Annotated in this window: 14 protein-coding genes; 8 read left to right on the top strand and 6 right to left on the bottom strand. The window is 30.1% G+C overall.

Annotated features, from left to right (window positions below):
• The first annotated feature begins 4 nt into the window (after nt 1-4).
• The 6 genes from L8T90_RS05515 to L8T90_RS05490 are packed head-to-tail and all read left to right on the top strand — an operon-like array spanning nt 5 to nt 4,753.
• A complete protein-coding gene (locus tag L8T90_RS05515; RefSeq protein WP_263736941.1) occupies nt 5-1,192 on the top strand; it encodes a M48 family metallopeptidase in 1,188 nt (395 codons plus the stop codon).
• Complete coding sequence (locus L8T90_RS05510; protein ID WP_263736967.1) at nt 1,192-1,992, top strand: HemK/PrmC family methyltransferase; 801 nt, start codon at nt 1,192-1,194, stop codon at nt 1,990-1,992. The genes L8T90_RS05515 and L8T90_RS05510 overlap by 1 nt, the downstream gene beginning before the upstream one ends.
• A 30-nt stretch (nt 1,993-2,022) precedes the next feature.
• Nucleotides 2,023-2,496, top strand: coding sequence for a DUF4149 domain-containing protein (locus L8T90_RS05505; protein WP_263725229.1), 474 nt, complete (start codon nt 2,023-2,025; stop codon nt 2,494-2,496).
• Between the two features lie 28 nt (nt 2,497-2,524).
• Nucleotides 2,525-3,274 carry a flagellin gene (locus L8T90_RS05500; RefSeq protein WP_263736940.1) on the top strand — a complete coding sequence of 250 codons (750 nt, stop codon included), beginning with the start codon at nt 2,525-2,527 and terminating at the stop codon, nt 3,272-3,274.
• Nucleotides 3,275-3,311: 37 nt separating this feature from the next.
• Nucleotides 3,312-4,187, top strand: coding sequence for a tRNA 5-methoxyuridine(34)/uridine 5-oxyacetic acid(34) synthase CmoB (gene cmoB / locus L8T90_RS05495; protein WP_263736939.1), 876 nt, complete (start codon nt 3,312-3,314; stop codon nt 4,185-4,187).
• Between the two features lie 2 nt (nt 4,188-4,189).
• On the top strand, nt 4,190-4,753 hold the full coding sequence (locus L8T90_RS05490; protein WP_263736938.1) for a hypothetical protein: 564 nt from the start codon (nt 4,190-4,192) through the stop codon (nt 4,751-4,753).
• Here the strand turns inward: L8T90_RS05490 and L8T90_RS05485 are convergent.
• Both L8T90_RS05485 and L8T90_RS05480 read right to left on the bottom strand, forming a co-directional pair.
• Nucleotides 4,733-4,918 carry a hypothetical protein gene (locus L8T90_RS05485; RefSeq protein WP_039668212.1) on the bottom strand — a complete coding sequence of 62 codons (186 nt, stop codon included), beginning with the start codon at nt 4,916-4,918 and terminating at the stop codon, nt 4,733-4,735. The two genes, L8T90_RS05490 and L8T90_RS05485, sit on opposite strands and share 21 nt — an antisense overlap.
• An 8-nt stretch (nt 4,919-4,926) precedes the next feature.
• Complete coding sequence (locus L8T90_RS05480) at nt 4,927-5,451, bottom strand: thermonuclease family protein (protein WP_263736937.1); 525 nt, start codon at nt 5,449-5,451, stop codon at nt 4,927-4,929.
• Between the two features lie 53 nt (nt 5,452-5,504).
• Between L8T90_RS05480 and L8T90_RS05475 the strand changes: the two genes are divergently transcribed.
• Nucleotides 5,505-6,773, top strand: coding sequence for a M20/M25/M40 family metallo-hydrolase (locus L8T90_RS05475; protein ID WP_263736936.1), 1,269 nt, complete (start codon nt 5,505-5,507; stop codon nt 6,771-6,773).
• Between the two features lie 130 nt (nt 6,774-6,903).
• A complete protein-coding gene (locus L8T90_RS05470; RefSeq protein ID WP_263663985.1) occupies nt 6,904-8,298 on the top strand; it encodes an anaerobic C4-dicarboxylate transporter in 1,395 nt (464 codons plus the stop codon).
• A 29-nt stretch (nt 8,299-8,327) separates the two neighbouring features.
• Here the strand turns inward: L8T90_RS05470 and L8T90_RS05465 are convergent, their stop codons facing one another.
• Genes L8T90_RS05465 through L8T90_RS05450 form a run of 4 tightly spaced genes read right to left on the bottom strand, consistent with a single transcriptional unit; the run spans nt 8,328 to nt 14,865 of the window.
• Entirely contained in the window at nt 8,328-10,178 is a 1,851-nt protein-coding gene (locus L8T90_RS05465; protein WP_263736935.1) for an aryl-sulfate sulfotransferase, read from the bottom strand.
• A gap of 43 nt (nt 10,179-10,221) precedes the next feature.
• The gene (locus L8T90_RS05460; protein WP_263736934.1) at nt 10,222-10,866 is read right to left on the bottom strand and encodes a thiol:disulfide interchange protein DsbA/DsbL; all 645 of its coding nucleotides are present in this window, start codon (nt 10,864-10,866) and stop codon (nt 10,222-10,224) included.
• A 55-nt stretch (nt 10,867-10,921) separates the two neighbouring features.
• A complete protein-coding gene (locus L8T90_RS05455) occupies nt 10,922-13,321 on the bottom strand; it encodes a DUF3726 domain-containing protein (RefSeq protein WP_263683030.1) in 2,400 nt (799 codons plus the stop codon).
• A 17-nt stretch (nt 13,322-13,338) separates the two neighbouring features.
• Complete coding sequence (locus L8T90_RS05450) at nt 13,339-14,865, bottom strand: BCCT family transporter (protein WP_214126123.1); 1,527 nt, start codon at nt 14,863-14,865, stop codon at nt 13,339-13,341.
• Nucleotides 14,866-14,870 lie beyond the last annotated feature (5 nt).

The raw sequence follows: 14,870 nt of genomic DNA, 5'->3' as shown, positions 1-14,870 counted from the left end.
AATTATGACTTTAATAACTATTTTATGTATTTACACGGCCTTTTTGATTTTTATATCTTATATGCAAATTTCTTTTTTAAAAAAAGAAAGAGAAAAGCATGCAATTATTTTAAATGAGCATGATTATAAAAATGCTGCAAATATCGCCATAGAAAATGAAAAATACAAAATCTTTTCTAATCTTTATAATCTGATGATTAATATTTCTTGGATTAGCTTTGGCTTTTTATATTTAAAAGAAATTTTCATCAAAGAAAATTCTACTTTAGAAAATACTTTATTTTTACTTACATTTTTATTGATTATTAGTATTTTAAATTTACCACTTAGTTATTATGAAAGCTTTGTAAAAGACAAAAAACACGGATTTTCAAATATGACTTTAGTACTTTTTATTAAAGACAGCATTAAATCTTTAGCCCTAATGCTTATTTTTGGCTTTTTAATTATCTATGCTTTAGTGTTTTGCTTTGAATTTTTTAACACATACTGGTGGATTGTTGCTTTTGCTTTAAGCTTTATAATCATACTTATTATAAATCTCATCTACCCTACTCTTATTGCACCTATGTTTAATAAAATGAAAAAACTTGAAGATGAAAATTTATTAGAAAAAATCACCAATTTAATGCAAAAATGTGGCTTTAGTGCAAATGGTGTTTATGTTATCGATGCAAGTAAAAGGGATAAAAGATTAAATGCTTATTTTGGCGGTTTATTTAAAAGCAAAAGAGTGGTGCTTTTTGATACACTTTTAAATGCTTTAAAAGAAAAAGAACTCATCGCTGTTTTAGGTCATGAGCTAGGACATTTTGTGCATAAAGATTTACTAAAAATGTTATTTTCTAGTGCTTTGATGCTTTTTGCTTTATTTTTTATCTTTGCACATTTACCAAACTTTTTTTATATTGAAAGTCATTTAGATGGAGTAAATGCTGGAGTTTTTGCGCTTTTATTGATTTTTGGAAATATTTTTACTTTTATTATCTCTCCACTACTTAATAAAATGAGTCAAAAAAATGAATTTAATGCTGACTTACATGGAGCAAAACTAAGTTCTAAAGAAGATATGAAAAATGCCCTCATAGCCTTAGCAAAAGAAAATAAAGCCTTTGTTAAAACAAGTAAAATTTACACTTTCTTTCATCTAAGCCATCCTTGTATTTACGATAGAATCAAAGCTTTGCAATGATTTCAATCAAACAGGCCTTAAAGCAAGCTTACGCAAAAGATCCTACTCACAAAGAATATATACTTTTTATTCTTTGTGAGCTTTTACAAAAAGATAAGGCTTGGATTTTTTTAAATCCTGAATTTCAAATCGATGAAAAAGTTTTTTTAGAATACGTAGATAAATTTTTAAATGGCGAGCCTTTTGAGTATTTATTTCAAAAAACACAGTTTTATGGTTTAGATTTTTTTACTAAAAAAGGTGTTTTAATACCGCGTTTTGATAGTGAAATATTACTTGAAAGATGCTTAGAAATTTTAGATCATAACTCTTTTAAAAATATACTTGAGATTGGCTTTGGGAGTGGAATTTTAAGTATCTCTCTAGCAAAGTTAAAGCAAATTTTTATACAAGCTTGCGATATCAACCCAAAAGCATTGGAACTTGCTAAAAAAAATGCAGATTTTCATAATGTTTCAAATTTAATTGATTTTCAACTTTGTGATTTTAAAAACATGCAAGGAAATTTTGACTTTATTTTTTCCAATCCACCTTATGTTAAAAATGACTATCCTTTAGATAAATGGGTGCAAAATGAACCGCATAATGCTTTATTTGGCGGGGATAAAGGTTGGGAAATTTTACATGAAATTATCCTTTTTGCCAAAAATCATAACACAAAAGTCTTAGCATGTGAATTTGGTTATGATCAAAAAGCAATTTTAAATAAAATTTTAGAAGAAAATGATTTTAAAGCTACTTTTTATCAAGATTATAATGGATTTGATAGAGCCTTTGTTGCGTGGAATTTAAAAAATTAGACTATAATTATCTTTTTATAGGAGAAAATAATGAAATCAATATATTTATTTTTACTAGCAAGTTTAATTGGGATTGAAATTAGCATAGGCGTACTTTTAGCTCCGACTATATTTTATCCTGCTAAATTCATAGGTGAAGGAGTTTTAACTCATTTTCAAAGTGGACTTTTAATGACACACATTTTTGTACAATTTGGTTATGTTTTACTAGGTGTGAGTGTTTTATCTGTTTTAATGGAAATTTTCTCATTTAAGGATAAAAATTTAACTTTTAAAATAAATTTTTCAAAATTCATGCTTTCTTTAATCATTTTGGCACTAAGTTTGCTTTTTGTATTTTACTTCACTGCTTATGTTTTAGAAGCACAAAGTTTAGGAGAAGAAGCAACTAAGACTCAAGAATTTATAAAAATTCATGGTGCAAGTGAAGTTGTGATGAAAATTATCATGTTATCACAAGTAATTTTATTTTTTTTAAATTTTAAAACAAAAAAAATGATATAATAAAATAAGTCTTTAAAAGGAGTCAAAGATGAAAATAGGCGATATAGGGACAACTCAACAAAACCATTACTTAAATCAAGCGCAAAAAAGCCAAGAAAAAGCTTTAGAAAATATAGCCGCAATGCGTGCTATAGATGGGAGCGATGGGGCAAATTTAGCCATAGCTGATTCTTTAAGAAGTCAGTATAGCACCATAGATCAAGGTATTTTAAATGCTTATGATTCAGTAGGTGTTTTACAAATTGCTGATTCGACATTAAATAATATCTCAGCTACTGCAGATAAACTTAATGAGCTTTCTGTACGCTCAAATAGTGCTGCATTAAATGATAGACAAAAAAGCATGCTAAATGCTGAAGCAAATAAGCTCATCAGCTCGATCAATGATGCATTTTCAAACGCGACTTTTAATGGAAAAAATGTTTTCCAAAGTATGGATTTTGTTGTTGGATCTGGGGTTGAAAGTATCAATTTAAACCAACCAAGCACGGCAAACTTAAGCCTTGAAAACCAAGATGGAATTCGCGATTTTCAAGATCAAGTAGGTTCTTTACGCGCAGATATTGGTGCTGGGATTAATGCTATCCATTCTAATATCAACTCATCTTTGCAAACTAGCATTAACACTAAAGAAGCTGAAAGTAAATTGCAAAATAATGACTTAGCGCAAAATATTAATGATTTTAATGCAAATTACCTAAAAGAAAATGCATTTTTATTTGCAAATGCTCACTCAAATGTAATGCTACAAACTAAACTAGCAAGCCTACTTCAATAATAAAACTCCCAAATAAGGGAGTTTTTTAAGGAAAAATATGCAAGATAATGCTTTATTAAAGCAAGTTTTAAAACATCCTTTATATGAAAAAATTCAAAAACTTGGCACAAAAGTTAAAAACTCAAATTATCTAATAAACGAAAGTTTTGATATTTTTTGTGATAAAAGTTTAGATAATGAGATTAAGGACATTGCCTTAGAATTAAAACCTTGGCGCAAAGGACCTTTTAAAATCAATGATTGGTTCATAGATACAGAGTGGCAAAGTTTTATTAAATTTAACATATTAAAGCCTTATATGCAAGAAATCAAAGGCAAAGTGGTTGCGGATATTGGTTGTAATAATGGTTATTATATGTTTAAAATGCTTGAATTTAATCCTTCAAAACTCATAGGTTTTGATCCTTCTATTAAGTATTATTTGCAATTTTTACTTTTAAACTCTATTGCAAAAACTCCTATACAATATGAGCTTTTAGGCGTGGCTGATGTACCAAATTATGGCATAAAATTTGATGTGATTTTTTGTCTTGGCGTAATTTATCATCGCAGTGATCCTATAGCCATGCTAAAACAACTCAAGCAATCTTTAAATAAAGATGGTATAGTCTTTTTAGATACTATGTATATAGAAGATGAAAGAGAAATTGCACTTATCCCTCAAAAAACTTATTCAAAAATACCAAATATTTTTTTCATTCCGTCGATATTGGGTTTAAGAAATTGGTGTTATAGAGCTGGATTTAGTGAATTTGAAATTATAGCAACCAAACAAACTGATTTTGAAGAACAAAGAAAAACACAATGGATTGATTCTTATTCTTTAGATCAATTTTTAGATGAAAATAACTCAAATTTAACTTGTGAAGGCTATGAAGCACCAAAAAGAGTTTATGTTAAATTAAAGGTGTAAAAATGGCAAGAACAGTAAGTGCTGTTACTATAGAAGAGCTAATAGACCCTGAAGAATTAAATCGCATTAAATCAGAACTTATCACTTGTCCAGGGATAAATAATGCTTTAGCAGGAAGCATTTCTCATATAGAAAAAAACTTTGCTAAAGGTATCTTAATCACAACCCATGATATGGCAGTAGATGAGCTAGGATTAGTGCATAGTGGTTTTGTATTTAACGCGGCAAATTATATAGCTCAAGCTGCAATCAATAAAGAATTTAGCGTCTTAATAGGCTCAAGAAGCTTTTTTTATGCGCCTTTAAAAGTTGGAGATGTTTTAAATCTTGAAGCAAGTGCTTTATTTAGTGATGATTCAAGAAAAAGAGAGGTTAAAGTAGTTGGCTTTGTAAATGATATTAAAATTTTCGATGCATCTTTTCAAGTAATCACCACAGATGATCATATATTTAAATTAAAACAAAGTCAAAGCACAAGCTCTAGCAGTCAAAACCAACAAGAAACCTCCAAGCAAGATGCTGCTCCAGAGGAATTAAATGCTGTTTTAAAAGGAATCGGGGGTTAAAGGTAAATCCACCCAATTCTTTGGGCATTCTTTATGGTAAGTCCCGCTTGCATCATAATATTCTTTACAATCATCATAAAAGCGGTTTGAAATTCCTCTTTCATTTACAAAACAACCGCCAAAAAATAATGCTAAAAATCCAATGAAAAATATTTTTTTAAACATCTCTTTTCCTATTTTAATCTTATTTGTTTACGCCATTTATAAGGTTCTATAGGATTTTCATCTACCCATAAGCCTTTTTTATTTTCTTTGGCATAATTTTGCTCATTTACATACAAATCACTATAATGTTCATAAGCCCAAGCAAAGCCATTTTTAACCATAACTTGATTGATATCTTTATCATTTAAATACACAATGGCTAAAATTCTACCATATTTATCCTCATCTTTTACATTCAAAACCACTTCTTTATTCAACACAATTGCATTTAAAAATTGCGTAGCCATCTTTCCATAAGCTTGATCACTTTCAGGTGCATCTATACCAAAAAGTCTAATTTTAAGTTTTTCATCTTCAAATTTAGCCTCAATAGTATCCCCATCTACTACACGACTTACTTTAGCATTAATATATGAGCCACTATCATAATTTAAAATATAAGCAAAAGCAAATAAAAAAAGTGCAATTAAAAATTTCTTTGGATCTTTTAGTAAAGTTATTAGTAATTTAATTTGCTTTTTAGAAATTTTCATTTAAACCTCATCTATATAAAAATATGCCATAATTACAACAAAAAGGAGATTTTATGCAAGAAATTATACAAAATTTTAAACAAATTACTCAAATACCTCATTGTAGTTTCCATACTGAAGAATTAAAAAAATTTCTTATTGATTTTGCCAAAAGTCAAAACTGCCGAGTAAACGTTGATAAAGCAGGTAATATCCATACATATAAAGGAAAACCTAAAATTTGTTTACAAAGTCATTATGATATGGTTTGCATGGGAGAGGCTCCTAATATACAAATGTATGAAGAAAATGGATATTTAAAGGCCAAAAACTCGAGCTTGGGTGCAGATAATGGCATAGGAGTATCATTAATGATGCAAGCTTTAAAAGACTTTGAAAATATCGAATGTCTTTTTACTAATGATGAGGAAGTTGGCCTTTGTGGAGCAAATAATCTTACACATGCTTTGATTTCAAACAAACTATTAAATTTAGATCATGAGAGTGATGATGAAGTTGTTATAGGTTGCGCTGGTGGTGTGGATATTTTTGCTAGTTTAAACTTAGAAATAGGCGAAAAAGAAGGTGAATGCTATGAAATAGAAGCAATTGATTTTAAAGGTGGGCATTCAGGGATTGATATTGTTAAAAATATTAAATCTTCTATTAAAGAAGCAAGTTATTTTATCACTCAAAACCAAGGTGAGCTTTGTGAGTTTAACGCAGGTGAGAGAATTAATTCTATACCAAAACATGCTAAAATCATAGCATTTTTTAAAAATCCCCCAAAAGAAAATAATCATTTTAAAGTGAATTATATAGGTAAAATCAAAAGGACATATTATAAAAATTCTCAAATCATTTTAAATCTTATCAATGCTTTTGCACAAGGTGTTAGAACTTTTAATCATCAATTAAATTTAGTCCAAACAAGTATCAATCTTTCATTAGCTTATGAAAAAGAAGGTAAATTTCATTTTGAACTTTTTGCAAGATCAAATGATTTACAAGAGCTTAAAAATATAGAATTTGAAACCTTAACTTATTTTAAAATGCAAAATTGTGAAGTTTCAAGTGCAAATTTTTATCCGCCTTGGGCTAACAAAGATACTAATTTTGGAGAAGAAATTCTAAGTTATTTTAAAAAAGAAAATCCAAATGCCAAGCTTTATACTATACATGCTGGTTTAGAATGTGGTATTATAAGTGAAAAACAACCGCTAGAATGTTGCTCCATAGGCCCAAATATCAACAGCCCTCACTCAACAGATGAAAAATGTGAAATAGCTTCTATTGAAAAAATCAGCAAAATTCTTTTTGCTATCTTAAAAAATTACCAATAAGCAAAAAACCAATATTTTGACAAACAAATTCAAAATATTGGTAAATATTTATTTAAATAAGAAAAAATTTTATTTACTATTAATAAAAATTACACTATACTCTCGCATATTTTAAAAACAAGGAGAGAGTATGGAAATGCTAACTAGCCTTAGCGAAGGCACTCAATTTAGTATCCAACTAGCCGTAGTTCTCATTTGTCTTTTTTATGGGGCAAAAAAAGGCGGTATCGCTCTAGGTTTGTTAGGCGGTATAGGTTTATTAGTTTTAAGTTTTGGTTTTGCTGTAGCACCTGGAAAACCTTCTATTGATGTTATGCTTACTATCTTAGCTGTTGTTGTTGCTAGTGCAACTTTACAAGCTAGTGGTGGTTTAGATGTAATGTTGCAAATTGCAGAAAGGGTTTTAAGAAAAAATCCTAAATTTTTAACCATCTTAGCTCCTTTTGTAACTTGCTTTCTGACCATGCTTTGTGGAACCGGACATGTTGTTTATACTATGATGCCTATTATTTATGACATTGCTATTAAAAATGGCATACGCCCAGAAAGACCAATGGCTGCTTCTAGCATTTCTTCTCAACTTGGAGTTATAGCAAGTCCTGTTTCAGTTGCTGTTGTAAGTTTAACCGCATTACTTTTAAATCCAGAAATCAACAAACATCCTTTAGCAGGATTTGATGGCTATGTAGATTTACTTGCTATTACTATACCTTCTACTTTAGTGGGCGTTTTAGCTATAGGAATTTTTTCTTGGTTTAGAGGAAAAGATCTTGATAAAGATGAAGAATTTCAAGCTAGAATTAAAGATCCAGAACAAAGAGAATACATCTATGGTGATAGCAAAACTCTTCTTGGACAAAAACTTCCAACTATTCAATGGGTAGCTATGTGGATTTTCTTAGGTGCTATTGCAATAGTGGCTATACTTGGAGCCTTCCCGGAACTTAGGCCACAATTTACCTCAAAAGGCGTTACTAAACCTATGAATATGGTTGCAGTAATTCAAATGTTCATGCTTTTAGCAGGTGCGGCACTCATCATCTTTACTAAGCTTGATGCAAGTAAAATTGCAAAAAATGAAATTTTTAAATCAGGTATGATAGCTTTAGTAGCTGTTTTTGGAATTTCTTGGATGGCAGATACTATGTTTGCAGTACATACTCCTATGATGAAAGAATCTTTAGGAAATATTGTTATAGAACACCCTTGGACTTATGCAGTTATGCTTTTATTAATTTCTAAATTTGTTAATTCTCAAGCAGCAGCAATTGCAGCTTTTGTGCCACTTGCATTAGGAATTGGTGTTGAACCAGGTATTATCATTGCTTTTGCAGCAGCTTGTTATGGATATTATATTTTACCAACCTATCCAAGCGATCTTGCAACTATACAATTTGATAGATCAGGTACTACAAAAATAGGTAAATTTGTTATCAATCACAGCTTTATCTTACCAGGTTTAATTGGTGTAATTGTTTCTTGTATAGTAGGTTATTTCTTAGCTTTAGGTGCAGGATATTTATAAAATCAAAGGGCTTATTTTAAAGCCCTTTTTTATTTAAATGCTTTTTCTAAATCAATAGGCATAGCCTGATAACCAGTACTTGCTCCACTAAAGCGAATTTGTACTGAAGGTTCTTTAGCTCCCCATTTAAACTCATCTATTTCAGGTTTTGGTTCTCCTATAGCAACACCCTTGCTTAAATCAAAAGCCATACCAGCACTAGCACTATAAACCATAATCGAATTTTTATCTTTATAATACTCAGCTAAAGAAGTAATAGGCGAAAACCATTTATTGCCTCTTTGTTTTCCATATTCCCAAATTTGCTCTACGGTTTTATTTTTTTGATCTATTTTATATACAACCGCTCTTGAATATTTCATCGAAGCAAAAGCAGGTTGTGTTATAGCTCTTGCATCACCATTGTCAAAAGCTGTAATGTAAATATATCTTTTGTTAGATTTTTCATCTATTCTAAAAGCAGTGTGTTGTGTCCATGTAAAATCAAAGCCACCTTCCTTATTTTTATAACCAGGACATTTGCTATAATCATCTTCACAAATTATATTTTTGCCATTTTTATCAATAGGTTGTAAAAGTGCTTTTTTATATTTTTCTCCCCAGCCCTTATGTGCTCCTAATATCCATTTTACTTTTTTATCACGGCCGATTTTTATAATAGCGCTTTGATGACGACTTGAAATGATAATGCTATCATCACTTGGATCATAATCTATGCTATTTACATGAGCCCAGTTACGCCCTACTCCAGTGCCTGCTATATCCCCAAAAATTTCACTTGTATCCATTTTAGCTAATTCTTCATTGCTTAAAGTTTTACCCGCTTTTGAAACATCTACATTTAAACAAACTGCACCTTGATCTAAAACTTTGATAATATTAGCTCTATATGGATCTAAAATTTCAAAAAGCCTCCACTCATCTACCACATTGCCATTTTTATCAACTTCTACTATCACATCACGCACTGAGCGCACATTTTTACCATCAGGACGCTTAACATTAGCCAAAGCTACTCTTAAAAGATAATTACCATTTGGCATTTGACTCATAGAATGAGAAAAATCTATATAAGAAGAAGGTAAAATGCTGTTAAAAATTTCTCTACCCATTAAATCATATTTTACATATCTTTGACCAAACCCAAAGCTTAATGCCCCATCTGAGTTTTGTCTAAAGCCCATCATAATACCACGATTATAAATATTATTTTTATCCATTAGCTTATCATTATCTAAATACCAACGAATTTCACCCTTTGTATCGACAATGAAGGCATTAGAAGCCTCATCCCATTCTAAAGCACCACCACTTGGATTATTCCATATAGCTTGAGAGCTTTTTGCGCTGTATTTTCCTGGAGTATTATTTACTAGATATAATCTATCTTCAAATTCTTTATCTACTTTAAGTACTTCCACTTTTTCAAAAGGCACACCTCTTTGCATAAGACTTCCACTTGGCTCTATATTTACCCCACCTGTTGCTATTTTATATACCTCATCTATTACTTTTTCACTTTTTCCAAAAGCACTTTTAGTATAGCTTACTTTTACTGTGTTTAAATACGATGGATAAAGTCCAAAAATAGGAATTCCTCCATAAGTTTTAATTTTATTAGAACTTACCTTATAAGATATAGTTTGTCCATTTGGCTTTGGAACTATAGTCACACTCACATCACTTAACTCATATCCTCCATCTACAATCACAGCACTAAGCGGGGATAAACCATAAGGATTGAGCTTTATAGTTCCAATTTGTCCTTGCACTTGATAGTCTATCTTAGCTCCGCTTACTCCACCTACAGCTAAAGCTAAATTTGGCGCTAAAACCATGCTAGCTAGCAAGCTTAAGCTGATGATTTTTTTAATTTTCATGCTTATCCTTTATAAGATCAATAACACCTTTAAAATAAAGGCATTATTTAACTGAAAGTTCTTTAATTATACGGATTAGTTCTTCTAAAGAAGTAATGTATTCAGGATTGATTTGATACTTACCATTTACTACAAAAGCAGGCGTGCCATAATTTCTTGAAATTTCATTAGCCACATCATAAGCAACTAAAAGCTCTTTGGCTTCTTTAGTTTGTAAAAATTTTTGCAATTCTTCTTTACTAGCACCAATAGCATTTAAACCTATTTTATAAAACAAATCAAGATTATTTAAATTTAATTTTTTTTCAAAATGACTTACAAAATACACATCAGCAAGCTTATAAGTAAGACTTTTTTCACTAGTAACATCTAAACCTAAAGCTTTTTCTTTAAAAGAAGCTAAAGCAAACATCTCATTTAAAGCCCCACCATACTCACTCATAGAACTTACCGAAAAAAGATCATATTTTAAATTTGGCAAAACCTCTTTAACCTTTGCCAAAGTGTGAAATTGATGATGGGTGTAACAATGAATGCAACGATAAGAAAATACCTCTATTAGAGAATTTTGTGCATTTGGAATAGGTGTTTTTAAAGTAATATACTCTTTACCCTCACTTAACGCATTTGCATTTATAGCAAAACTGAGCGTACAACAAACAATCAAAAAAATATTTTTTAAATTCAATTTTAACTCCTATATCATGATATTGCAATATAATTATATTGCAATATCATAAACATCAGGATTCAACCACACCTCCAGCATCTTTTCTTGATTGCTCACTAGATTGAACCATAATTCCTTTTGTATATTTCAACAGTTCCTCCCATTCTTTCTTTTGTAGCAAGATGCCTTTTTGAACACTCTCTTCGTAATTTTTTTCAATAATATCATGAGAAATACTTACATTCTCATCATTTCTGATTAAAGGATTTTTAGAAATTTCAATATAAAGCGCTCTTTCATCTAAATCACAAGGTATATTTTTCATTAAAATATCTGGAAAATCTTCATTATTTTTTATAAAGTATTCCACATACTGAGATTGCTTTATGTCATACCAATAAGCTTTAACATATAAATTTTTATTTGATAATCTTTTTAACTGAGAATACACAAAACACCTATTATAACATTTTGAAATTTTTATATTTAAAGAATTATATTGATTTAAAAAATCAAGCGCATACGCAATAATAATTTGAATATGACATAATATGCTATGATGATTAAGATCAACACTTAAATACTCATTTGTAATATTTAATGTTATATCTAAATTGTCGCTTTTCAAATAAGGTGCAGCTTTAAGAAAATTTGATAATCCATTTAATCCAGCCATTTGCATGTCAATAACCATAGATGCAATTAAATCAGCTTCTCCAAGATTTAATTTTAATCCATTATAAGCTTTAATACAAGCAGCTTTAAGTTCGTTTTTGGAAACATAAACATTATTATTAGATAAATCACAAACACTATGCTTATTTTTTGGCAATAATGGAAACATCCACTCATTAGCATGAATTTCATCCATTAAAGGTGCATTCTGAAACAATGTCACTTGAACCCATCTATCTGATCTTGGATCATACTTTGTTGCACCAAACATAGACAATTTAGCTCTTAAAAGATGCATAGGCAAAAAGTCTTTTGCTAAAACATTAGCTCTTATATCACCCATTACACAATTTCCCATAGTCCAAACTCTTCTAGCTATAGATGTAAAACAAGGGTTTTCTAGTAAAAATTTACTTATATGTAAATAATCATCCTGATTTTTTAAAGCATTGTAAAATTTAACCACTTGCCTAGCAATATCTAAAGGTTGTTCTAGCTCATCTCCATTATCAATACCTCTTACTCCAAGCCTAGGCTCTTCTTTTTCTTCAGATATATACCAAAACCAATAATTATTTTCAGGATTTTCAAAATTAATACCTAAAGCCCAATCATATTTTTTCTCTATTACATTTTTAATTTCAGAAATTTTAACACCAGTAAGTTCTAATGGAGTTTCATCGATTGTCATCATTTTATCGTGTATATCAACTAATTCAGGATACAGTTCTAATAAACACGAAAGTACGATTTCTTGTGCTTCCAAAGAATATTTTTTTGTATATTCTACAAATTCCTCAATAACCATAGAAGCATTTATTTTTGTTTTTATTTCTTTTACTATATAAGAAAGCTCACTTGAAGCTATTTTGTTTAAATTATCTTGCCTTGAATCTATTGTTGTTATTTCTTTAAGATGTAAACTTGCTCTTTTTAAATAATCAATCAATTCTTTAGCCTTACTCATATCAAGCTTTTGTTGCATAACTTTTGACAAAGCTAATTCTCTTTGATAAAGCCAGTTATCAACAACTTTTGGGTGTTTAATCAAATAAGGAGCCATACCAAGTCCAGTAGCATTTCCCACACCTAAATATCTTTGAATATCTCTATCAAGTTCTACAGCTTTATCTCCGCAACGCTGTTTGGCTATATAATTTACCCAATCTAAACTAAATTGCCTTACAATATAAACAGCGCACATTTCAGCAGAAAATGACTGAGAAAAATCTCCATTTTTTTGCAGATTATCAAAATCAGAAATTCCAAATTTTCCACTTCCATATACAGCTGTGGTTCTTAATATATAACCAACTTTAGCTAGTTCATCTAAATCAGGTTGTTTTCCATTAGCTAAAGAATTAACAATATATTCAAAAATTCTTACACTTTTATTAGCCCTTGCTAAAACAAAAGCATTGTTAAAATTTCTACCAGCTTCTTGCAGTGGAACATTTTCTTTTAAAACAGTCAATAATCCACTGTCAATCTCTCCATTTACAAAAGTAAAAGTAACATCCCACTTATTTGCTATAACTCTATCATTTCTTTCTTCATCTTTTATATAATTAGCAAATATAACAAGATGATATATTCCATGAGGTGTTCTAACTTGATATATTACATCACCAAATCCTTTATCATCTAAATCCCATAAAATATTTTTTAATACCCATTTTTCTTGAGCAATTTTCCTCATCAAAGTTCTAGTAAAACTAAGTCTAGATGAGTGCATAGAGCCTAGTCTTTCTAAAGACATGACTTCTTGCGGACTTCTTAATTTCATATCATTTTTCATTTTGTCTCCTTTTTGTATTAACGTAAATTTTGCTCATCTGCCATTTTAATTGCAATCTGTATAGAGTTCCATAAGGTTGGTAATAATATAAATGAAACAGGCACAGCAGTAATTACTATAAATGATTGTAAAGCCGAAATTCCTCCCTGTCCGATAGATATTAAAATAATTGCCAATACCCCCATTAAAATTCCCCAAAAAGCTCTAAGAAGTTTACTAGGTTCAGTGTTCCCACTAACAATAACACTCATAGTATAAGTCATAGAATCACCAGTTGTAATAATAAAAATAGCTGCCAATATCAAAAATAATGCTGAAATAAATGTTGACAATGGCAATGACTGTGTTATTGCTATTAACGCAGCAGGTATATTAAAACCTTTAAAAGCAGAGCTTATGCTGCCTGGATTTTCTATTTCAAAATACAATCCTGTTCCACCAACAATAGTAAACCAAAACATTGTGATAATTGGTGCGCAAATACTTACAGCTATAATAAGCTCTCTTAAAGTCCTACCTCTTGAAATTCTAGCAATAAAGATAGCCAATACTGGACCATATCCTAAAAACCACCCCCAAAAAAACAAAGTCCAAGATGCAAGCCAAACAGTATCTTCTCTATAAGTAGCCATAGGTATAAAATTTTGTATCAAAGTTCCAACACCTTGAACATAAACATCCAAAATAAATTTTGTAGGACCAAAAATAAAAATAAAAAACATCAAACCTACAGCTAAAATAACATTCCATTTACTAAGAATTTGAATGCCTTTTGCTAAACCCCTAAGTGAAGATATAGTATAAACTAAAATAGCCAAAATAATAATACTCATTTGAGTGATTATATTATCTGGTATTTGAAAAATCATATTTAGTGCATAAGAAATTTGTAAACCTAAAAATCCTATAGGTCCTATAGTACCAGCAGCAACAGCCACAATACAAAAAGCATCTATTAAAGAACCAATCCATCCGTGTATAACTTTATCACCAAAAATAGGATAAAGAATAGTTCTAGGTCTTAAAGGAAGGCCTTTTTCATAGTGTAAATACATTAGCACTATTGTGGTAATAGTTCCAGAAACAGCCCAAGATAAAAAACTCCAATGCATGTAAGATTGCGCTAGAGCTTCTGTGATTTTTTGAAAAATATTACTAGTATTTCCAAATACAGGAGATGGAGAAACAAAATGAGCTATAGGCTCTCCAGCAGCCCAAAAAACACCTCCGCCTGCAAGTAAAGTACACATAATAATAGATATCCATTGAAATGTACTCATTTCAGGATTTTTAATATTACCCAAAACTACGCCGCCTGTTCTTCCCCAACTAAGCCCGATCCCAATAATAAAAGTCAAAAGTAGTAAAATTTGCCAATAAGCACCAAAGTATTTTGCTGAGACATTAAAACCAAACTCAACGATCGCACTAAGTAACTTTGAATCAATTAAAGCTATTACAACAAATATCATCAAAAATCCACTACTACAAATTAAAGTCAACTTATCAATACGAGTATTGTTTTTAGGAGCACTGTTTAACATTTTAA

This window comes from Campylobacter sp. RKI_CA19_01121, assembly GCF_025771295.1.
Taxonomy (GTDB): Bacteria; Campylobacterota; Campylobacteria; order Campylobacterales; family Campylobacteraceae; genus Campylobacter_D.
This window is presented reverse-complemented; position numbering and strand designations above follow the sequence as displayed.